This is a genomic window from Oceanobacillus sp. FSL K6-0118 (assembly GCF_038006665.1).
In the GTDB taxonomy this organism is placed as follows: Bacteria; Bacillota; Bacilli; order Bacillales; family Amphibacillaceae; genus Oceanobacillus; species Oceanobacillus caeni.
The window spans coordinates 3,055,150-3,076,953 of record NZ_JBBOVR010000001.1; the positions used below are offsets into that span (position 1 = coordinate 3,055,150).

The following is a 21,804-nucleotide window of genomic DNA, read 5'->3' on the forward strand; positions in this document are numbered from 1 at the left end:
ATACCCCAAAAGGTTTCATATATCTTCATTTTAATAAATTTGTCCAAACAAGCCAAACTAGAGAACGGGTTCAGATAATTGTCAAAATAGTTCGCATATGGTAGAGTATTAGAAAACTTGGTATTTGCTACTATGCTGCGGAGATACTCTAGTTGTGCTTATGCAAGAAAAGAATTTAATACTTTCTCAAATTAAATTTAATATGGAAAGGAATATTCCGATGACAAATAAAATTGGGATTGATGCTGGGGGTTCATTACTTAAAATAGCGTATGAAGAAAAAGGGAAATTCCATGTAAAAACATACGGAAATGATGAATCAAAGAATCTAATCCAGTGGCTAACAATGCTTAACCCCGACGCAACACTCTACATAACTGGTGGAAAAAGCACCTCCATTAAAGAACAAGTGATGCAAAAATGTGTGTACATAGAAGAATTTGAAGCAGTAACAAAAGGCGCACGTTTTCTTGTAAAGCGTGAAAATCCAAGCTTTCAAGATGACTTTATTCTTGTAAGCCTAGGGACGGGAACATCTATCTTTCACGTAAAAGAAGAAGAATCTTATCGGCTTCTAGGCAGTGGGATTGGTGGTGGAACATTGATGGGACTCGGCTCGCTCCTTACTGGAAGAGGAAATTATCAACATCTTATAAATCTTGCTGAGAAAGGCTCTAGTCAAAAAAGTGATTTATTGGTGCGGGATATTTATGCACCAAATGAGCCACCAATTCCGGGAGAACTTACCGCAGCTAACTTTGGCAAAGCCCACTTCAATATGCAAGCAAGGGTGGAAGATCATGTAGCAGCACTTATTCGACTAATCGGAGAAACGGTTATTTCTTTGGCTAGTCAAGCAGCCAAAATTACAGGGGTTGAAAAGATAGTATTTGTAGGAAGTACGTTAAACGGAAATAAACCTTTAAAAGAAGTTTTAAGTGGATTTCAAGGTATGATGCAATATGAACCAATTTTTCTAGAAAAAGGCTCATATGCTGGAGCAATCGGCACCCTCATTTAATAGGATGCCGATTTTCATTCTGTAAAGGATATTTGCCCGTAATAATTGGGAAGCATTTCTCTTAACTTTTTCCCATATCGCTCTGGTATCAGTATTCTTGTAATGTCATGTATATGGAACTTCACATCGCCGACAATCCGCCATTCTCTTTCTAAATAATAATTATCTTCATCTGCATCTGTTTTAGAGGCATCAAAAGGTTTGAAATAAGCGAAAATATGTTTAATGAGAAAGGAATCTAGTCGTTCAAGGTTTTCCAGATGTTCCGGTGAAAATCCTTGTTCTTTAAACATCTTCTTTAATTCATTCACCCATGTAAAATAACCTTTTACATTTTCCTTAAAATATGCTTCCCTAGCACATTTATTCGAATCTCCAACTATTCCATTTGTAGCAAGATAATAAACTGGATTGGCTCCTTTTTCCACAAGAAAATCCTTTTTAAAAGCTAAACCAAAATTACTATACTTTTCCATATGGAGAGATAAATCATTTATCGGGATATCTGCAAAACAAGTAATTCCTGGTATGACAATATTCTCTAACCCATGAGCATTTGGGTTAATTTTTATGTTTCCGCCAATGTCTTTATGTAAAAGCCAACCGCTCCTAATGATATCAATAAGCAAGTCAAATCGCTCATGCTCCGGTTTATGTCGACCAACAAAATGTGTCAATTCCTTGGAAACATATCTTTGGATAAGTTCCATATACATTCCCCTTTTTAGTACTTAGTCTAGCCAAAATAACAATCTTTTTTCATACATTATCTAAACAAGTTATTCATCCAATTAAAGAGAAACGAACATATTAACAAAAAAGCCCTTACTTTCTCTTGATCTTTCTCCACTTCCTTAGGCTTATATTGTAATTCGACAACATTCTTTTACTTCATTATTATTCTAACTACTAAAAAGTCGTTGCATCTAAAACAAGGAACAACGACTTTAGTATCTATAGCTACCGCAAAGACATCCAAGCTCGGTTACGTTTCCATTCCACTTCAACAGAGGTAGAGAAGAATTGCGATAGGTTTTCTTTTGTGAAAATTTCTTCTGTATAGCCTTGAGCGTAAACCGAACCTTCTCGTAATAATAATGTTTTAGAAAAAACAGGTAAAATTTCTTCCACATGATGTGTTACGAATATAATCGTAGGAGCGTTTTCTTGCCGAGCTAACCGATCCACTGTTAGAAGTAAATCTTCTCTAGAAAGAAAATCAAGGCCATTTGTTGGCTCGTCTAATATAAGCAGTTTAGGTGATCCCATTAGTCCTCTAGCAATCAACACTTTTTGTTTCTCACCTTGGGAACAAGTTTGGTAGGTTCTCCCGACCAGCTTACTACAACCAAGCTTCTCCATCATTTCTAGAGCCCTATTTCTATCCATTTCAGTATAGGAATCGTATAAACCAATGGAGGAAAACTTCCCACTTAAGACAATTTCTTCTACAAGCGAAGATCCTTTTATCCGTTCCCCAAGAGATGAACTAACCCATCCGATTGATTTACGTAACTCCCGTAAATCTGTCCGCCCAAACGTTTGTCCTAAAACAGAAATGTTGCCCGTCGTTGGCCATATGTAGCCATTAATCATATTAAGTAATGTTGTTTTTCCAGAACCATTAAGGCCTAATATTGCCCAATGTTCTCGCCTTTCTACTTTCCAATTTATATTAGAAAGGATTGATTTTGACTGCCTTTTCCATGAAACATCCTGGATATCTACTACTGTTTCCACACGAATCCCCCTATTTTAAAAAACTATATATTCTCTAACAATTCGACACCTTTTTTTATTTTCCTGCCTTTAACCATAAGAGGGTATGTTTATGATTGGGTTTGAATCCTATTTAGGCACTCATCAATTTTCTCCTTCAGCATTTTTGTTCTAATTCTTTTTTATTTTTACCTTAACAAAAGGATAAGCACCCAAACTTTCCGTTAAGATTATACATACATTAATAATAAAAGTTCTATATTAATTTTAATTAACACTATGATTAGAAAACTTGGCATTCGCCAAGCTTTTGGGCGAATGCCTTAGTTGCACTTATGCAAATCTTTACGGTGGGGCGAGTAATCGGAGCCCCAGACTGGAAAGATTTTTATACTTTCCTACCTGCTAAAAAAGAAGGGAGTGATTTCTGTGAAAAAAGGGAATTTTCCTGATGGATTTGATCTGGATATGGCACCTGTTCGTAATTTCGTGCGAAGGTTAGATTCTGTATTTAATGAATCGTTTAAACATCTTCAGAAGAATTTTAATCTAAATTCTTTTCCCATTGATGTAAAAGAAACTAATAGTGAAATCATTGTGCATGCAGAATTACCAGGATATAGCCGTGATCAAGTTAAATTGGAAATAACCGGAAACCAATTAAGAATTATAGTGGAAGATAGAAGAAGTTTTTCTGAAAAGGATGAACAAAATTCTTCTTATCGTCATGAAGAATCCTTCCAATATAAGGAGCGAGTTATTACAGTCCCTTTTGAAATTCCAGAAAAAGAAACAAAAGCATCTTTTAAAAATGGACTTTTAAAAGTGATCATTCCGAAGAAAAACTCGAAACGAAAATTTATTAATATTGATGAATGATGAATCCACATGAATAAAGGTAGTGACTTCTTATTAATAAAGTCACTACCTTTATTGTTTATTTTAATTATTTATTTCTTCAACTTTTGCCATCACAGCATTTCGAAGTCCTTCTAGTTTATTTTCACTAGCTTCTAATGTGTTATCTTTCACCCCAAAGTAGAATTTAATTTTAGGTTCGGTTCCTGATGGACGTAGACAGAACCATGATCCATCTTCTAGTTTGTATTTTAGTACATTCGATTTTGGAAGATGTATCGTTTCCACTTTGTCGTCATTCACTAATTGACGCTTGCTAGATTGATAATCCTCGATTTCTACTATGGATTTACCACCCATTTCTTTTGGAGGGGTGCCGCGAAAAGCGGTTAAAATAGAGTTGATTTGTTCGACCCCATCTTTCCCTTTTAAGGTCAATGACTCTAATCCTTCACGGTAATACCCATATTGTTCAAACACTTCTAAAAGACCTTCGTATAACGTCATGCCCTTTGTCTTATAGTAAGCTGCAACTTCTGCAATAAGCATACAAGCTTGTACTGCATCTTTATCACGTGCAAAAGGTTTCACAAGATAACCATAGCTTTCTTCATAACCAAACAAGAAGGATTTTTCTCCTGTTTGTTCAAATTCCCTAATTTTTTCACCGATAAATTTGAACCCGGTTAAGGTATCAATCGTATCTAGTCCATGTGTTGTTGCAATATCTCGTCCAATTTCAGATGTTACGATGGTTTTAAGAACGGTCGCATTAGATTTTAATGTACCTTGTTTTTTCTGTTCTGTAATTAAATAGTGTAATAATAATGCTCCAACTTGATTACCAGTTAGTACTTGATATTCCCCTTTTTCATTACGCACTGCAACCCCAACACGATCGGTATCTGGATCTGTCCCAAGTAATATGTCCGCATGAATCTCTTCACCATATTGGATTGCTAATTCAAACGCTGCGTGCTCCTCAGGGTTAGGAGATTTAACAGTCGAAAAACTAGAATCCGGAAGTTCCTGCTCTTCTACCACTTGAACATATTTAAATCCAATTGCTTCTAATCCTTTACGTACTGGTTTGTTTCCTGTTCCATGTAATGGAGTGTACACAATTTTGAAATCATCTGCCACTTGTTGAATAACTTCCGCGTTAAGGTTTACAGTTTTTAGCTGTTCTAAATAGGCACGATCAACTGTTTCACCAATCATATGAATAAGACCAGCTGCTTTAAGTTGTTCCTCGTCCCCTACTTCAACCGCCAATTCATTGTCTACAGCGTTTACTTTCGCAATAATTTCTTCCGCTACTTCTGGTGTTACTTGAGCACCGTCTTCCCCGTACACTTTATATCCATTGTATTCGGGAGGATTGTGGCTTGCAGTAATAACTATCCCACTAAAGGCATGTAAATATCTTATAGCAAAAGATAATTCAGGTGTGGATCTTAACGATTCAAAAACATATGTATGTATTCCATGTTTTCCTAATGTTTTTGCGGCCTCCATTGCAAATTCAGGTGATTTAAAACGACAGTCGTATGCGATGGCGACTCCACGTTTTTTGGCCTCTTCTCCATGACTTTCTATATACTTGGCTAATCCTTCTGTCGCTTTTCTAATTGAATATATGTTCATACGGTTCGTTCCAGGGCCAAGCTCTCCCCGAATTCCACCAGTTCCAAATTCTAATGTTTTATAAAAATGTTCTTCCAACTGTTTTGGATCATTTGCAATACTTTCTAATTGTTGTTTTAATTCCGGATCCAATTCAGAAAAATGTTTCCACTTCTCGTAATTCGCTTCCCAACTCAAGTCTAATTCCTCCGTTCAAACTAATAGATTACTTATCTTTTTAGTAGGACTGCATAAGTGCAACTTAGGCATCCGCCCAGCCCAAAACGGATCGCAAGTTTTTAATAAAGAAGACTTCCATCAATGGTGGTTTTCTTTCATATCCCTCGGATGGTTAGTCGTACTAATCGGACCTAAACGGGCAGTTAATCTCCCGCCTACCACCTTCTTTGTTTCCCCAGAAGCTTAAGATGGGAGTCTTACTGCCTATTTAGGTGAGATATAAAATGTGATTAACAGTCTATTTCATTATACTTGCCGAACGTCGTTAAATCAAAGATGTCTTGTCTTCTTATTGCGCTATAAATCGACACAAAGGTTAATTAACCTTGAAATAATTCGACAGAAGTGTAAAAATCCGATTATTTCCGGGGAAATGTTCCACTGAATATAAGTAAAACAGGTTATTCGACAGGTAAAAAATGATTCACTAACAAAATTAGAGTCCATAGTCTTTTTTATAAAGAAATTAGAAATCGAGCATTTACTAGCCTTTCGTTGACAGTGCCTTGTTTGCACTAATTCAGGTAGAATGCTTTCTATTTACTTTTTAAATGATAAGTGACAACTAACTTCATGATGATTATCTAAATTTTGTCGTTTTTCTTTAGTGTTTTTGCAAAGATCCATTACATACATGCATCTTTTATGAAATAGATAAGCCTCTATATTTCTAAAAGACTAGGTAAATCTCCATCCAATAGTTTTAACTCTTCCGATTCATCTAGTGATAAAATCGAGGAGAACAGTGCCTTAGTGTATGGATGTCTTGGGCTTCTTCCTAACTCTTCCGTCTCTCCAATCTCTACAATTTCTCCTAAGTACATAACAGCAACTCTATCACAAAAATATTGGACAACGTTTAAATCATGAGAAATGAATAAATATGTCAGTCTATATTTTCTTTGTAATCGTTTTAGAAGATTTAAAATCTGTGCTTGAACGGAAGCATCCAGTGCCGATACACCCTCATCTATTACCATAAATTCCGGTTCTAAAATAATGGCTGATGCGATAGCAATGCGTTGTCTCTGCCCACCACTTAATTCATGAGGATAGCGATCCATGAACGTATGATCCAGTCCCACTTCTTCAAGAACCTCCATTACTCTTTGTCTACGAAACGCCTTATTTCCAATTCTGTGAATATTTAATGGTTCTTCCATTATCCAGCCAATTGTCTTTTTGGGATTAAGCGATGCATACGGATTTTGGAAAACAATTTGTACTTGTTTTCTCCATGCTTTTAATTCCTTTTTTGTATACGTGGATACATTCTTTCCCCTATATTTTACGGTTCCAGAAGTTTGTTTAATCAATTGAAGAATAACCTGACCAAGCGTTGATTTACCTGATCCACTTTCGCCAACGAGACCAAATGATTCCCCTTCATATAAAGAAAAACTTACACCATTGACAGCTTTAACATATTTATTTTTATCTGAGAAGCTTTTTCGTGCTTGTTTATAATATTTATATACATTTTCTACCTCAATGATTGGTATAGTCATGACGTAAGCCCAGCTCCTTTTGTATAGAGATGGCACTTTACTGTATGTGTTCCTTCTATTTCTTTTGTCATTGGCATTTCTATATGACATGCATCAAAGCGATGAGAACAACGATCAGCAAAAGGACATACACCTATTTTTCTATCTTGTAAAGAAGGAACTTTTCCCGGTATGGTAAATAACTCCATACCACGTTTTCGATGATCTGGTATAGATTGAATTAATGATTTTGTATAGGGATGTTTCGGATTTTTTAATATTTCCGATACAGCACCTTCTTCTACAATATGTCCAGCATACATAACAAGTACACGATCACAAATGTTCCGTATGACCCCCCAATCATGAGATATAAATATCATCGATGATTTCTGCTCACTTTTTATTTTTTTTAATAAAGCTAATATTTGGGCTTGTATCGTCACATCTAGTGCGGTTGTCGGTTCATCAGCAATTATAAGATCAGGATCTGCGATAAGAGCAATTGCTATAGCAACTCGTTGTTGCATCCCACCAGACAATTGATGGGGATATGTTTTGTACAACTCTTCAGCTCGAGGCAGTCCAACTTTTTTCATCATTTCAATCGTCCGTTTTTTTATTTCATCCTTTGAATGGGAAGTGTGTACTTTTAATACTTCTGCTATTTGTTTTCCTACTGTAATTAAAGGGTTTAAAGCAGACATAGGTTCTTGGAATATCATAGAAATATCCTTTCCACGAATTTCTCGCCAATCTTTGTCTCTTAATCCCCTTAAACTTACTTGTTTATATTCCATCTTTTCATATTCTAGTATTGCATTTTTAGGCAAAACACTTAAGATTGCTTGAGATGTTAAACTTTTTCCACAACCAGATTCTCCAACAATTCCAACAACCTCATTTGGATAAACAGAGAATGTTATATTTTCTAATGCCTTGTAATTTCCATTAACTAATTCGAAGGAAACGTTCATATTCTCCACGGTTAGTATTGGTGTACACAATGTTTTGTCCTCCTCATATCACAGAATGGGTTATGCTTTTCTATCTTGTTTATCCCGTAAGCCATCTGCAAGTAAGTTAAATCCTAAAACCAAAAACGTAATCGCTAATCCTGTTAAAATAACGTACCATGGAGCGGATGCTATATAGGCTTGTGCTTCTTTTAACATTCGTCCCCAACTAGGATCTGGTGGTTGTACGCCCAGCCCAAGATAACTTAATCCTGATTCAGATAAAACTGCTCCTGAGAAACTTAATGCAACAGCAACTAAAATAGGAGAGATTGCATTTGGTAAAATATGTTGGAAAATGATTCGGAATGAGCCGGCTCCTTTGGCAATGCTCGCTTTAACAAAGTCATATTCTTTATATTGAATAAAACTACTTCGCGTAATTCTAGCAAAAGATGGGATGCTCATAATCCCTAAAGCGATAATGGTATTCGTCATTCCTGTATTAAATACTGCAATGAGCATAATAGCAAGAAGAATACCAGGAAAAGCAAGCATCGCATCTATAAATCTACTAATCACTTCATCAAACCAACCACCAAAATATCCTGCAATGGCTCCAAATAAAAAGCCAAATATGAACCCAATTGTAACAGATGAAATTCCAATGATAAATGCGGTCTGAGATCCCTCCATTATTCGGGATAAAATATCTCTACCAAAGTTATCTGTACCAAATAGATGTTCCATTGAAGGGGCAGCTAAACGATTAGCGGAATCCATGGCGTTCGGATCATACGGGGTATAAAAAATACTTATAATCATTACTAAAAGTAAAAATACAATTAATCCGATGCCTATATAAAACGGAATACTCTTTGCCTTCTTCAAGTTCATCACCCCTTAAGCCGAATTCTTGGATCAATAACCTTGTATAACATATCCACGATGAAATTAATGAGAAGAACGATGATTGCAATGTATAATACCATCGACTGAACTAATGGAAAATCCCTAGACGTAATGGATTGAATGAGTAAATTTCCAAGTCCTGGTAAGGAAAATACATTTTCAATGATAATACTACCACCAAGCGTATCAGCTATAAGCAATCCCATAATGGTTAATACCGGTATTAACGAGTTTCTTAAAATATGACCGTATAAAATAGAACGTTCCTTTAGTCCTTTCACCCTAGCAGTGCGAACGTAATCCATTTTGGACTGATCTAATATCGTATTTCGTAAGTAGCGAATAACGATAGCAATATTTCCAATCGCTATCGCAAATGATGGTAAGAAAAATGAACGTAAAGCACCAAGAAAGTCTTCCGACCATGGTACATACCCATAGGTTGGAAATAATTGTAATGTCACACCAAAAATTAAAATAAGAATAAAGCCAAACCAAAAAGAAGGAATGGAGATTCCAAGTTGGGTCAATACGTTTAAAAAGATTGAAATCCACCTTCCATCTGATCGAGCAATAAAAATTCCTAAAGGTACCCCAATTACAACCGTAAATAATAAAGATAGAATGGCGAGTGAAGCAGTAACAGGAATTCTGTCTATTACGATATCACTAACTGGGAGTTGATATCGTAAAGATTCTCCAAGATCCCCTTGCAAAACGCCCGCTACCCAGTCCATATATCTCTCAACTGGGGAACGATCTAAACCGAGTTGTTTCTCTAATTGTGCTACTTGATGCGGATCAGCGTCGATTCCCAATATAATTTGCGCAGGGTTACCAGGTAAAAGTTGAAAAACGAAAAAGATCATAATAGAAACAATGATTATCGTAGTAATAAAGCTTGATAGTTTATATAGAAAATATCTCATCGTTTCGGTCTCCTTACTAAAATGCGAACAGTATGTGGATCCAATAATACTGTTCGCTTAATAAAACTATTGGTTCGTAATTTTCAAATCTTCTAAGTTAAACTTCTGAATAGGGTACATTTTTAACCCTTCTAAATCGTTTCGCATTGCAATCGTACGATCAGGGTCCATAATATATACACTTGCCGCATCTTCTGTTAATAGACGTTGGGCTTCTTTGTAATACCCTGCCATCTCTTCCATGTCTGTCGCAGCAATAGCCTTTTTAATTAATTCATCATAATTTTTATTCTCGTAATTAACAAAGTTAGACCGGTAATCACTTACATATCTTACGAGTATCTCATACGGATCTAATTTTCCTGTAAACGAAACAACTGTTGCTTCATATTGTGCATTTTGATAAACCGTTTCTAACCAGGAACTAAATTCAATCGGTTTAATATTTACTTCAATACCAATTTGACTCAATTGTTCCACAATCACTTGTGCTGTATCAACGTGGAATGAATAATCAGATGGTACCGTTAATTCTAAAGGGAAGCCATCCGGAACCCCGGCTTCTTGTAATAATGATTTTGCTTCTTCGATATTTGGAGCATACACATCTTCTAATCCCGCTTCATAGTAAAAATCCATCGCTGGGCTGAAATTTGACCCTAGTTTCGTACCCTTTCCATCTGCCACTGTTTCAATAATTATATCTTTATTAATTGCTAGGTTGATAGCTTGACGGACACGGACATCATTTAATGGTTCCACATCATGATTTAATGCCATTAATTGAACCATATTTTGTGGACCAGATACCGTATTTATAGAATCACCTAGTTGAAGCAATCCTTGAGGGGTGATTCCAAGAATGATGTCAATTTCACCTGACTTCATGGCTAGAACGGCAGCCTCTGGATCTGGCATCACAATAAATTGAACTTCACTTATTTCAGGTATATTTTGTTGATCATAGTATTCTTCGTTCCTTACCAATGTTAGTTTCTGTCCAACTTGATATTCCTTAAACTTAAATGGACCTGCACCTATAGGGTTCGTACTTTGTTCTTCATAATCTGCAGGTAAAATAGGACGAATATTCGCAGCTAAAAATGCAGAGTTTTTTTCTTTTAACGTAATTACCACTTCATAGTCAGACGGAGCTTCTATTTTTTCTATCATTTCAAATTGGGACGAAAGAGGTTCTTCTCCATTTAATCCACTTAATCTTTCATAAGAATAGATAACGTCCTCAGCTGTTAAGTCAGAACCATCATGGAATGTTACTCCTTCTTTTAATGTAAACGTATAGGTTAAGCCATCATCTGATATCTCATAAGACTCAGCTATGGCTGGAATTAGTTTGCCAGTTTCATCTGTATCTAGCAATCCGTCAAATACGTTGTCCATCATAGACTGTGTGTCTGTTGCAGCCGATATGTAAGGATCTAAATTATCTACTTCTGTACTCATGGCAATTTTGATTACTTCATCCTGATTCATTGTTTCCGATTTATTACCTTTTGCAGTTCCATTGGATTCTTCCGTATTAGAGCCTGAGCATGCTACTAATAAAAGAATAGCAATGGTTATGTAAGCTAATTTACTAACTAGTTTCATTTTAAACTATCCCCCAAAAGTAATATCATATAAAAAAACTTTCCCCTTGTTTTTATGAACTTTTTAGCTCTACATCTCACCCTTCTCTTATTTGAAAATAACACGATAGTCATGGTTATTATTTCGCCAAAGAATGGCAAAAATCCTTTTTTATCAGAAATATTTTCGCACTTTTTGGTAAATTTTATAATGATTTGATTATATAAAGATGACTTCCGTTATTAGGGGTTAACTGTCCGGTCCTAAAGAAAAAAGCTAGAGAAAATTGCGTATCGCAATCTCTAGCTTTATTCAGAAAAGGCCACGTCCGGCTCCAACGTCTTTGTTCTTTATAGAAGTTTCCATATTTCTTCATACACTTTTTTTAACGGTATGTAATGTGTCTTAGCTATCGTTTTACATTCTTCATATTCCGGGGAACTTTGAAATACTTTGCCGTTTGATATTCCTTGTTTTACAGTGACTGGGCCCCATTTGGTATCCACTTTTATAAATCTCCTTTGCATGCGGTGAACGGTTATAGGATAATAGCGAATTCCCAACGTTGTCGTTTCTTGGAGCAAAACTTCCTTCATTTTTTCTAATTTATCCATAGAGCAAAGAAGTTGAAGCAATACACCTGGACGGTTTTTTTTCATATAGATGGGCGTATAAAAAACATCATTAGCACCCGCTGTAAATAATAACTCCATCACGTAACCAAGCAATTCCCCTGAAGTGTCATCAAGGTTTACTTCCATTTTCACCATATTGTTATCGATATGCTCTTCGTTTGGAGGGTGTTTTATTTCCACTTTCACTCATTCCCTTCCTAACTTTTCCGTGCTAACCGATCTATTAATACTGCGTTATACGCACCACCGAAACCATTATCAATGTTCACCACACTAATTCCACTGGCACAGGAGTTCAGCATCGTTAATAGTGCAGAAAGACCTTGAAAATTAGCACCGTAGCCAACACTTGTAGGAACAGCAATAACAGGATGTGATACGAGTCCACCGACAACACTTGGCAATGCCCCTTCCATTCCCGCAATAACAACCGACACTGTGGCTTGTTGAATTTCTTTCGCTTGATCTAATAATCGATGAATACCGGCTACACCAACATCGTAAAATCTCCGAACATTACATCCCATTATTTCCGCTGTTACAGCAGCTTCTTCCGCTACTCTTAAATCAGAAGTTCCCGCACAAAGTATCGCTATATACCCATCATTATTTCCATCCGTATTTTTAGCGGATTTCCAATATAAAATCTGCGCTAATTTTTTATACGTTAACTCTGGATGAACTTCCAAGATTTGATTTGCCTTCTCTTCTGAAATCCTCGTAATAAGAACATCATTTTCCTTTGCTTTTATAGATTCTAAAATGGAAATCATTTGTTCTACTGTTTTTCCTTCCCCATAAATAACTTCGGGGAAACCTTGACGCTTCTTACGATGATGATCTACTTTTGCAAAGCCCAAATCCTCATATGTAGCAAGTTGTTTCTTTGCTTCTTCAATACTTAATGATCCATTTTGAACTTTAAGTAAAATATCTTCCATATTTCCTTCTTCCCCCCCGAAAGTATATTCTTTCATTCTTCACCTATTACAACGCGTAATACGTTCGGATGTTGAGGGAAATTTTTCGTTCCCGCTCCATAGCCAACTTTTTTCACTTTCATCGAAGGAAAAGTGCAAAATTCTTTGGCCAACACTGCGGCAATAGCAGCACCTGTTGGAGTAGTTAGCTCTCCCCTGACTTCACTATTTGCGATAGGAACACCACGTAAAATTTCTAAAGTTGCTGGTGCGGGTACCGGATAAATTCCATGGTCGATATGAATTTTCCCAGAACCAGTTGGGATTGGGGAAGCCTTGATTTCTTCTACTTCAAGTTGTTCCAATAATATGGCAGTACCTACAATATCAATGATAGAATCCACTGCACCTACTTCATGAAAATGAACAGTCTCTAGTGGCATCCCATGAATTTTCCCTTCCGCTTCACCAATCTTTTTAAAAATTTGTAAGGACATATTTTTTACCTTTTCCGATAAATCCGATTCTGAAATCATCTGTACAATATCACGATATGCTCGGTGGTGATGGTGGTCCCCATGATCATGATGGTGGGAATGTTCATGGTCATGAGAATGCTCATGAGAGTGTACATGATGATGGTGCTCATGGTCAGCATTGTGCTCATGATGATCATGACCCTCACCATGTGTATGATGATGTTCGTGATTATGAGTATGATCATGGTTATGCGTATGTTCGTGTGAGTGGTCATGATGATGTTCTCCATTTTTTAACACGACATCAAATTTAGTTCCTGTAATTCCGTTTTTCACTACCTTGTCCATTTTCAATTCATACTCATCCGCAAAGTTCAATTTCTTAAGTTCTGACTCCAGGTGAGAAAAATCTCCTCCAGCATCAAGTAGTGCACCTATTGTCATATCTCCGCTCATACCTGAAAAACAATCAAAATATAATATTTTCATTCTAAAGCCCCTCGTATTTATAAATTTCCTTTTTTAAAAGCATATCCATCTTTACCTTCTTACTAACCGTTTAGGTGGAAATCGTTTAAAAACTTTTCCAATCCACCTAAAAAAGCAGTTTTTAATCTTATGTCGAGATTAAAAACTGCTACCATAGATCCCTAAATCAACACGATTTAAGCATTAGCTGCAAGTTGCCCGTTAGCAGCTTCAGACAATACTTCATTCATACTACCAGTACGATACCCTCTAAGGTCACAAGAAACATAATCAAATCCTAATGACACTAGTTTATGTTGAATTTGCTCACGCTTCTCAAGTAAGGAAATGATTTTATCTGCTGCCACTTCAATACGTGCAACATTGTCATGATAGCGAACACGAACTTCATCAAAACCGATGCCTTTCAGATAAAGCTCTGCTTCATTTACTTGATTAACGATTTTTTTATTTAATGTTGTTCCATAAGGGAATCTTGATGCAAGACTACAAGATGCTAGTTTATTCCAAACTGGTAGATTTAATTCTTTTGCTAGTTCACGTACGTCCGTTTTATACATATTTACTTCTTGGAGTACACTACGAATGCCCTCTTCCGTTCTTGCTTTTAACCCGGGACGGAAATCTTCTTCATCGTCCATAATCATTCCATCTAATACATATGGAAAATTCATTTCTTTCGCAAGTTCATTTAGATGAGTGTACAACAATTTTTTACTGTAGTACCAGCTATCTGGATTATTTGCAACGATTCGTGAATCCTCTAATTCTTTTATTTCTGTCTTATGAACACGGACACCCATGTCTTCCGCAAATGCAACAGCAGCATCAAACTCAGAATCACGGAATAGCTCGGAATTCACAACAACAGCTAATACATTGTCATCTCCAAGTTCTTGTTGAGCTCGCTTTAAAACAACTGCACTATCAACACCACCAGAAAACGCAACCATTACACGGCCCATGTTCTTTAATATTTCACCTAAACGACGGTTCTTTTCTAACATCCTAGTCACTCCATTCAGCACATTTTCCCTCTAAGGAGGTTTAATCTTAGTAAGTTTTTATCTAGATGACTTCCATCAGTGGGAATTTTCCTCCATTCCCACTGATGCTTAGTCGCACTTATCGGACCTTTACGGGTTGTTGATCTCCCAACTACCTTCTTTGTTTCCCCAGAAGCTTAAGGTGAGAGTCTTACTGCCCGTTTAGGTGGGATAAAATAACATTTTATTTATTTTCCAAATCTTAAAATCTTATAACTTTAAAATACTTTCTTTTTGTTTAGTTGTCAAACCAAATGCCGGGCACTTTCCGAATTTGGTTTTAACAAGTTATTTATCATATTCATATATATTCTTATCCCTTCCTTATGTATTACCAAATTAATTTAAAATAACAACGACCACCAAATCTACATTAATTTGATGGTCGAAAAGTTATATTATTTCAATCTTTGATCTAGCTCACTCATTATTTCTCCGGCTTTTTGCCAGTCTCCTTCAGATAGTGCTTTTTGGTATTGATTGAAAAGATCAGACACTTCACCTAGTACTTCATCCGCATTTAGAATTGGATCCGTATTTGGCTGGTCTTGTTGATCTTCCTCTGTATTGCCCTCATCTGTTACCTCACCGTCAGCATCTGGAACTTCTTCTGGTTTAATTCCCTTTTCTACACGATCCACAATCTTCTGCAACGCTTCATCAAACGTAGCTTCCATTGCAATATGATCACCATATGCAACAACGACTTGTTTCACTTCAGGAAGAGAAGTCTCGTTAGAAGATTCAATGTAGATTGGTTCGACATAAAGAACCGTATCTTCTATCGGTAACGCGAATAAGTTTCCGCGAATTACTGAAGATCCACCTTGTGACCATAAGTTTAATTCCTGAGAAATGACACTATCTTGGTTTATCCGGTTTTCAATTTGTTGTGGTCCATAAACGTTTTCTTGTTTAGGGAACCTATAAACAAATTTTTCACCGTAGTGTTCCCCATCATTCCGAACCCCCATCCAAGCAATCATATTTTGCCTGTTTCTTGGAGCATATGGCACCATAAGGATGAACTCTTCTTCATCATATTCAGGAAGTTTCATAGTTGTATAATAAGGTTCCATTTCGATATCTTCATTATAGTATTTTTCGGTTGGAAACTGCCAATAATCTTCTCTATTATAGAAAAGTTCAAGATTTGTCATATGATAGGTTCCATACATCGCGGATTCAATCTTAAATAGTTGCTCCGGATAACGGAAATGACTGCGTACATCATCAGGAATTTCCGTAGTGAACAAGTTCGGGAACATATTCTGGTATGTCCGTACGAGCGGTTCATCAGGATTAGTAATATAAAAGTTTGTTTCTCCTGTATAAGCATCGACTACAACTTTAACAGGGTTTTTAATATAGTTGTTTCTTCCGTCAAAGTTTTCCGCATATGGGTATCCTTCTCCAATTAGATATGCATCTATCATCCATGCAAGACTTCCATCATCACGTATGAAAATATAAGGATCATCATCATACTCAAAGAATGGAGCAATACGCTCTACACGTTCCATAATGTTACGTGTTTGCAGTAATTTACTATCTTTATTGATTTGTCCAGATACTAGAATACGAATGGATCCTTCATCAATAGCAAATAGTAAACGATTTAGACCCGTTAATGGGATTCCCGCTTCTTCTTCATAGCGGGTGGATACATTCTCTTCACCAGCTGGATAGTCAAATTCATTTACCTCTGTATCGACAATGACACTTCGATAATCTTCTTCCCCAAAATAAATTTGCGGTTTTTCAATATCGATTGCACCTTGTGGTGGTAAGTTTCTAACTAAATATTCTGGTTGACCTTGAGAAGTTACTTTATTCACTTGACTCATTGCAATCCCGTATCCATGTGTATAACGTAGGTTTTGGTTAACCCATGTTTGTGCCTGCTCCGGCAAATCTTCTGTATTCAATTCCCTAGCGCCGATAAATACTTGCTGATACTTCCCGTCAATCTTATAACGATCAATATCGATATCATTAAATTGGTAATACGTACGGAATGTTTGTAATTGATTATAAACATCTAAAAGTGGTCTAGCATCGTTAATACGTACATTATCAATCGTTAGTTGATTTCGCTTAATTAAATCTTCACTTAATGAATCAACATTACCAGGGTGCTCCTTTTCTTCCATTCCTTCTAAGCCATATGCCGCCCTAGTGTAATTCAAATTATGTTCCAAGTACGGAGCCTCTCTATTAAACTCGTTTGGAGAAACGATAAATTGTTGAACGACAAATGATGCTCCTTGCCCCAAAATAATAATTCCAAAATAGATAGCTATTGGCATAATAAGCTTATGGATTCTTCCTTTACGTAAACTAAGAATAATCCAAACAGCAGCAATAATTGAAAATGCCGCAAGAACGTAAGATACTGGAATATTAACCATACGGTCCGTAAAACTTAGCCCGTGCACGACACTATGTTGAAATATATTAACACGATTAGTCAATAGCGTACCCAACGGTTCTAAAACGTGAGTTACTGCCAACAACACCCCAACAATTAATACCGTTAGAGATAAATGTGACTGGGCAGATTTATTCATACGATAAATATGAAAGACTGAATAAGCGGCAACCTCTACTATTAAAACAAATATACTTAAACTTAATAGTAGATTCACTACAAATTTCAAGAATGGTAAGACATACATATAAAATGAAATATCCCGATTAAAAAATGGATCTGTTTCACCAAATGGTACAAAGTTCATGATTTTGAGCGCTGGTTCCCAACCAAGCCCCTGCACCGTTGTACTTCCAATTAGGCCAACAAATAAAGTTCCTGCTAAAATAATTAAGTTTAATGTTTTGCCTCTTTGTAAAAATGGTGGAAGCTGGTGAATAGAAAATTGTGAAAGATAAGTTCGTTTTATCCAAAATAGGGTAATATACGTAATAATTGCAAATAATACAAACCCTATAGCTCCAAGCATAACCTTAATACTTAATATGGTGGTAAACACAGAAGAAAAGTCTAGCGAATCCATCCATATGTATTCGGTAACCCAGCTTAAACCAAGTCCAACGATAATGAATAGCACAACTAAAAATCCGATAAAAATACCAGAGCGACCACCTAGTTTTTTCATCTTTTTTAACTGCTCTACATTTGAACCATTTGGACCATCTGTTCTTCCCCTAAAAGCCATCTCATACCTCCTATTTGCTGCACTTATACAGACGGGAAAGTTTTTTATACTTTCCTACCTGCAAAAAAATGATAACTACTTATATCGTAACAGATATACCGTATATTGTCGCTTAATTTTTGGAAGATTTTCGAAGTTGTTTTTCGACAGAAAGGAGGTATAAAGAAGACTTCCATTAGTGGGGGCTCTCCTTCATCCCCACTGATGGTTAGGCGCGCTTATCGGACCTTTACGAGCAGTTGATCTCCCACCTAACTTCTTTGTTTTCCCAGAAGCTTGAGGTGGGACAAAACTAAACTTTCTTCCTGCATAAATGGTAATTTGGTGTTAACTCATTTCCCTTTTATTTATGACATGTTCTTCAACTAACTTATCTTTTATAAATACAATTTCATGAACGTAGCTTCTTATGGTGGATTCTAAGTACTTGATTCGCATCCAATCTTTTTCACATTGTTCGATTCCATAAAAATAAATGAGGTCCATTTTTTCTTTACTATTTACCATAAATTTAATCATTTCCTGTAAAGCCGGGCGTTTTAAATTACTTGCGGGATAGCCAATGTCTGAGAATTTTTTTATGATTTGGATATTAAACTTTTTACTATGTTCATTCATCGTCCACTCTTGCCTTGTAAATTGTTCATTAGGTTCTAGCGGTCTTATCATATATAGAATAGCTTTTTTCAACGTTATCCCATTCCTTTTCTCTGACTCTAGTAATATCAGGTTTTAATCTCTAGTATGGGCAGGAAAAAAGCTTTTCAGACCATTGGCAGATTAATTGGTATGGAATAGTCAATAGGCTTTAAGGGTATAGTTAAAAGATATAGAAGAATACATATTAGAGGGGAATTTTACTGTGATTCAGATTTTAGCTGTAACTTCTGAAAACAAGAGAGTTTTAGAAAGGGACTTAGATAATTTCGAAACCCATAAATATAAATGGTGGTGGATTGACTTTAATAAGCCCACTGAAGAGGAAATTGATAAATTAAAATCCGTGCTCAACTTCCATCCACTCGCTATAGAAGACTGCATCCAAGGTCAACAACGATCCAAAATGGACTATTATGATGATTTTTCATTAGTCATCACCCATACAGTTGGTGAATTGAAATATAATCAACATGAAATTGGTTTCTTTCTTGGAGAGCATTTTATTGTAACATTCCACCTAACCGATTTGGCCGAAGTTAATTTAGTATGGAATAACTTGATTAAACAAGAAAAGATGGATAATTGGGATGAATTCCGTGTCTTTTATGAAATTTTTGATAAAGTGGTAGATAACTTTTTTCCAATCATTTACCACTTAGAAGAAGAAATTAATGTCGTGGAAGAAAATCCTCATCATTTGGGCATGGATATTTTATTAGATCAATTATTCGATTTAAGACATGAACTACTCAAATTACGGCATACAATCAATCCGATTATGATGATATTATGGTTTAGAAAAAAAGGATGGTTTTAGAAGGTAAGCTATATAGAGTATAGGAACTTATAATGGAAATGAGTTCCCAAACTTGGCTAAAATCTAGAAAATGGGTACTCATTAAGGTGATCAGTGCCCAAACAAGATTAAAAATTTGGAGTAGGGTCACTCATTGAAGTTATGAGTGACCTTACTCAATTAAAAATCTAGGGAATGGGCGCTCATCGTCGTAATGAGTTCCCAAACTCAATTGAAAATCCAAAGAACTGGCTCTCATAGACGTAATGAGTGCCTGAACATAATAAACATAGATAGAATTATTTTCCCGCCTGTTTTTCCATGAAATATATAGCACTAGATATTAAAAACGTTTTTGTTTCTTTCTGGAAGAATCAGCTTTTTTCCTTCCAGTTTCCCTATTTGTTGTTCCTTGCCCTTCTACATCTGGTGAACCTAAACCATGTGTTAGTGGATTAACTTTTCTTTTGGACATTGTAATCACCTCCAATGTTAGTGTTCCTTAAAATGATGTGGTTATGTTACTTTAGAAAAATTGACATTCACTATAAATCTTGGCAAAAGCCTTAGTCCCCTTATGCAAAGAGTTTTCTTTCCTATCATCTAAAAGGAAAAGACGATCCAGTTTTTTGGATCGCCTTGTTTAATGCTATGGAAATGATAAGTGCCATTTTACCAGTCACTCTTCATTAGATTTTTCTATTACTCGGTACTTATGATGTGCCACTACTGTATTAGAATAACCATGATTTATTTCCTCTAATACTTTAAAGCTCGTTGATGATAAATCAACAACGATACTATTTTCCGCATTTGAGGGTAATGCAATCCCTTCCAAAATAATATTATTTCGTAAAAATTGAACAACATCCCCCGGCTTTGCCTTTTCTTTATCCCCTTGAAATGCTTCTACCTTTCTCCTCTTCACTTTCTCCACAATAGTCACCCTTTTTCCCTTTGTATTTTTCCCCAAAATCATCCCTTTACAATATTGCCCATTAGCTGTTGTTTTTTTATTCATCAGTGTATTTTAATCGCTTTTAAGTTTCATCCCAAGTATACTATCATCCTATGTAAAAAACAGAACTTATATTCTTTTATTTCCATACGTATGGTGTTTGTTGGTATACATAGTAATTTAACCAGTTAGAGAAAAGCAGATGACTATGTGAGCGCCAAGTATGTAGTGGACGTTTATTTACATCATCATTCGGAAAATAATTAACAGGTATATCTATATCTTTCCCACGTTCTAAGTCCCGGTGATATTCATCTGAAAGTGTCATCGCGTCATACTCCAAATGTCCTGTTATCATAATGTTTTTTGCATCTCTAGATATGATAATAAACGGCGCATCTTCCTCTGATTTCGAAAGTAAAAATAAATCTGGATGTGATTCAATTGCTTCTTTTGAATTACCAGTATGCCGAGAATGTGGAGCTTGGAATACTTCATCAAATCCTCTTACTAATTTTACTGTTGGATCTGCTATGGTATGTTCGAATACCCCGAAACATTTCCTAGGTAAATCATATTTCTCAATTCCGTAATGATAGTACAATGCGGCTTGTGCTCCCCAACAAATGTTTAGTGTCGATGTAACATTTTCCTTTGCCCAATCCATAATTTGAGTTAGTTCATTCCAATAATTTACTTTCTCAAATTCCAGATGCTCAATGGGTGCACCAGTAATAATTAATCCGTCATATCGGTTATTTTTTACTTTTTCAAATGTTGTATAGAAGGAATCTAAATGATAACTACTCACATGAGTAGAGCGATGGGTCGCTGTCCTTAAGAAAGTAATATTTACTTGTAATGGCGTATTACCCAATAGTCGAAGTAACTGTAGTTCTGTTTTTTCTTTTTCAGGCATTAAGTTTAAAATTAATATATTAAGTGGACGGATATCTTGCGTAAGCGCCCTATCCTCATCCATTACAAATATTTTTTCCTTATTTAATAGTTCACGGGCTGGCAATTGTTTTGGTATATTAATCGGCAACGAACATTTCTCCCTTCCCCAAATTATCTGAATGTTATATTCCATTATAAATTTAAAGTAGCCCCATGTCACCCTTCGATTCCTATACATTTTTGTCGAAAAATATCTTTTACAGTCTAAATAACAGAAGAGAAGCAAAAATTCACTTCCCTTGGTTTAGCTCCCATCCTTATTATAATCGGGATTGATGAAACAATAAGAAGACTTTGTATATTTCCTGCTAAAATTATGAAAGCCATTCAAACATATGCAGAAAAAC

At 35.9% G+C, this 21,804-nt stretch carries 20 protein-coding genes; 3 read left to right on the top strand and 17 right to left on the bottom strand.

Annotated elements, in window-relative coordinates; all coding sequences use genetic code 11:
• Positions 1-220: 220 nt before the first annotated feature.
• Positions 221-1,021 (top strand): type II pantothenate kinase, encoded by an 801-nt coding sequence (coaW, locus tag MHI02_RS15495; protein ID WP_341166039.1) that lies wholly within the window; start codon positions 221-223, stop codon positions 1,019-1,021.
• 14 nt (positions 1,022-1,035) lie between these two features.
• On the opposite strand, the gene MHI02_RS15500 is transcribed toward coaW, so the two are convergent.
• Positions 1,036-1,731 carry an abortive infection system antitoxin AbiGi family protein gene (locus MHI02_RS15500; RefSeq protein ID WP_047184099.1) on the bottom strand — a complete coding sequence of 232 codons (696 nt, stop codon included), beginning with the start codon at positions 1,729-1,731 and terminating at the stop codon, positions 1,036-1,038.
• 250 nt (positions 1,732-1,981) lie between these two features.
• Positions 1,982-2,761, bottom strand: coding sequence for an ABC transporter ATP-binding protein (locus tag MHI02_RS15505; RefSeq protein WP_257454596.1), 780 nt, complete (start codon positions 2,759-2,761; stop codon positions 1,982-1,984).
• Positions 2,762-3,169: 408 nt separating this feature from the next.
• Between MHI02_RS15505 and MHI02_RS15510 the strand changes: the two genes are divergently transcribed.
• A complete protein-coding gene (locus MHI02_RS15510) occupies positions 3,170-3,619 on the top strand; it encodes an Hsp20/alpha crystallin family protein (RefSeq protein WP_341166040.1) in 450 nt (149 codons plus the stop codon).
• Positions 3,620-3,682: 63 nt separating this feature from the next.
• Here MHI02_RS15510 and MHI02_RS15515 read toward each other — a convergent pair whose 3' ends face one another.
• From MHI02_RS15515 to MHI02_RS15570, 12 genes are all read right to left on the bottom strand, one after another.
• Positions 3,683-5,422 (bottom strand): phospho-sugar mutase, encoded by a 1,740-nt coding sequence (locus MHI02_RS15515; RefSeq protein WP_060667736.1) that lies wholly within the window; start codon positions 5,420-5,422, stop codon positions 3,683-3,685.
• Between the two features lie 704 nt (positions 5,423-6,126).
• Complete coding sequence (locus MHI02_RS15520) at positions 6,127-6,972, bottom strand: ABC transporter ATP-binding protein (protein WP_240473204.1); 846 nt, start codon at positions 6,970-6,972, stop codon at positions 6,127-6,129.
• Positions 6,969-7,958 (bottom strand): ABC transporter ATP-binding protein, encoded by a 990-nt coding sequence (locus MHI02_RS15525; RefSeq protein ID WP_257454584.1) that lies wholly within the window; start codon positions 7,956-7,958, stop codon positions 6,969-6,971. Before MHI02_RS15525 ends, MHI02_RS15520 begins: the two co-directional genes overlap by 4 nt.
• A gap of 30 nt (positions 7,959-7,988) precedes the next feature.
• A complete protein-coding gene (locus tag MHI02_RS15530; RefSeq protein ID WP_257454581.1) occupies positions 7,989-8,804 on the bottom strand; it encodes an ABC transporter permease in 816 nt (271 codons plus the stop codon).
• Positions 8,804-9,748 carry an ABC transporter permease gene (locus tag MHI02_RS15535; protein WP_257454578.1) on the bottom strand — a complete coding sequence of 315 codons (945 nt, stop codon included), beginning with the start codon at positions 9,746-9,748 and terminating at the stop codon, positions 8,804-8,806. The genes MHI02_RS15530 and MHI02_RS15535 overlap by 1 nt, the downstream gene beginning before the upstream one ends.
• 66 nt (positions 9,749-9,814) lie before the next feature.
• Complete coding sequence (locus MHI02_RS15540) at positions 9,815-11,359, bottom strand: ABC transporter substrate-binding protein (protein WP_257454563.1); 1,545 nt, start codon at positions 11,357-11,359, stop codon at positions 9,815-9,817.
• Positions 11,360-11,688: 329 nt separating this feature from the next.
• Positions 11,689-12,153 (bottom strand): nickel insertion protein, encoded by a 465-nt coding sequence (larC, locus tag MHI02_RS15545; RefSeq protein ID WP_341166119.1) that lies wholly within the window; start codon positions 12,151-12,153, stop codon positions 11,689-11,691.
• A 17-nt stretch (positions 12,154-12,170) separates the two neighbouring features.
• Positions 12,171-12,914 carry a nickel pincer cofactor biosynthesis protein LarB gene (larB, locus tag MHI02_RS15550; RefSeq protein ID WP_047184193.1) on the bottom strand — a complete coding sequence of 248 codons (744 nt, stop codon included), beginning with the start codon at positions 12,912-12,914 and terminating at the stop codon, positions 12,171-12,173.
• A 32-nt stretch (positions 12,915-12,946) separates the two neighbouring features.
• Entirely contained in the window at positions 12,947-13,861 is a 915-nt protein-coding gene (locus MHI02_RS15555) for a LarC family nickel insertion protein (protein ID WP_257454555.1), read from the bottom strand.
• A 176-nt stretch (positions 13,862-14,037) separates the two neighbouring features.
• Positions 14,038-14,868 carry an ATP-dependent sacrificial sulfur transferase LarE gene (gene larE, locus MHI02_RS15560; RefSeq protein ID WP_145524219.1) on the bottom strand — a complete coding sequence of 277 codons (831 nt, stop codon included), beginning with the start codon at positions 14,866-14,868 and terminating at the stop codon, positions 14,038-14,040.
• A 437-nt stretch (positions 14,869-15,305) separates the two neighbouring features.
• Positions 15,306-18,083, bottom strand: a complete 2,778-nt coding sequence (locus MHI02_RS15565) for a UPF0182 family membrane protein (protein WP_341166041.1) — start codon at positions 18,081-18,083, stop codon at positions 15,306-15,308.
• A gap of 327 nt (positions 18,084-18,410) precedes the next feature.
• Positions 18,411-18,773 carry a recombinase family protein gene (locus tag MHI02_RS15570; protein ID WP_257454549.1) on the bottom strand — a complete coding sequence of 121 codons (363 nt, stop codon included), beginning with the start codon at positions 18,771-18,773 and terminating at the stop codon, positions 18,411-18,413.
• 172 nt (positions 18,774-18,945) lie between these two features.
• On the opposite strand from MHI02_RS15570, the gene MHI02_RS15575 reads away from it, so the two are divergent.
• Positions 18,946-19,560 (top strand): CorA family divalent cation transporter, encoded by a 615-nt coding sequence (locus MHI02_RS15575; RefSeq protein WP_341166042.1) that lies wholly within the window; start codon positions 18,946-18,948, stop codon positions 19,558-19,560.
• Positions 19,561-19,882: 322 nt separating this feature from the next.
• On the opposite strand, the gene MHI02_RS15580 is transcribed toward MHI02_RS15575, so the two are convergent.
• The 3 genes from MHI02_RS15580 to metA all read right to left on the bottom strand — a co-directional run bounded on the left by MHI02_RS15580 (position 19,883) and on the right by metA (position 21,545).
• Positions 19,883-20,014 (bottom strand): YuzL family protein, encoded by a 132-nt coding sequence (locus MHI02_RS15580; RefSeq protein WP_083452488.1) that lies wholly within the window; start codon positions 20,012-20,014, stop codon positions 19,883-19,885.
• A 204-nt stretch (positions 20,015-20,218) separates the two neighbouring features.
• Positions 20,219-20,476, bottom strand: a complete 258-nt coding sequence (locus MHI02_RS15585; protein ID WP_341166043.1) for a DUF2187 family protein — start codon at positions 20,474-20,476, stop codon at positions 20,219-20,221.
• Positions 20,477-20,636: 160 nt separating this feature from the next.
• A complete protein-coding gene (gene metA / locus MHI02_RS15590) occupies positions 20,637-21,545 on the bottom strand; it encodes a homoserine O-acetyltransferase MetA (RefSeq protein WP_047184108.1) in 909 nt (302 codons plus the stop codon).
• Between the last annotated feature and the right edge of the window lie 259 nt (positions 21,546-21,804).

Coding starts and splice junctions, on each gene's coding strand:
- coaW (WP_341166039.1), top strand. CDS start 221: ATGACAAATAAAATTGGGATTGATGCTGGGGGTTCATTACTTAAAATA.
- MHI02_RS15500 (WP_047184099.1), bottom strand. CDS start 1,731: ATGGAACTTATCCAAAGATATGTTTCCAAGGAATTGACACATTTTGTT.
- MHI02_RS15520 (WP_240473204.1), bottom strand. CDS start 6,972: ATGACTATACCAATCATTGAGGTAGAAAATGTATATAAATATTATAAA.
- MHI02_RS15530 (WP_257454581.1), bottom strand. CDS start 8,804: ATGAACTTGAAGAAGGCAAAGAGTATTCCGTTTTATATAGGCATCGGA.
- MHI02_RS15535 (WP_257454578.1), bottom strand. CDS start 9,748: ATGAGATATTTTCTATATAAACTATCAAGCTTTATTACTACGATAATC.
- MHI02_RS15540 (WP_257454563.1), bottom strand. CDS start 11,359: ATGAAACTAGTTAGTAAATTAGCTTACATAACCATTGCTATTCTTTTA.
- larB (WP_047184193.1), bottom strand. CDS start 12,914: ATGGAAGATATTTTACTTAAAGTTCAAAATGGATCATTAAGTATTGAA.
- MHI02_RS15555 (WP_257454555.1), bottom strand. CDS start 13,861: ATGAAAATATTATATTTTGATTGTTTTTCAGGTATGAGCGGAGATATG.
- larE (WP_145524219.1), bottom strand. CDS start 14,868: ATGTTAGAAAAGAACCGTCGTTTAGGTGAAATATTAAAGAACATGGGC.
- MHI02_RS15565 (WP_341166041.1), bottom strand. CDS start 18,083: ATGGCTTTTAGGGGAAGAACAGATGGTCCAAATGGTTCAAATGTAGAG.
- MHI02_RS15580 (WP_083452488.1), bottom strand. CDS start 20,014: ATGTCCAAAAGAAAAGTTAATCCACTAACACATGGTTTAGGTTCACCA.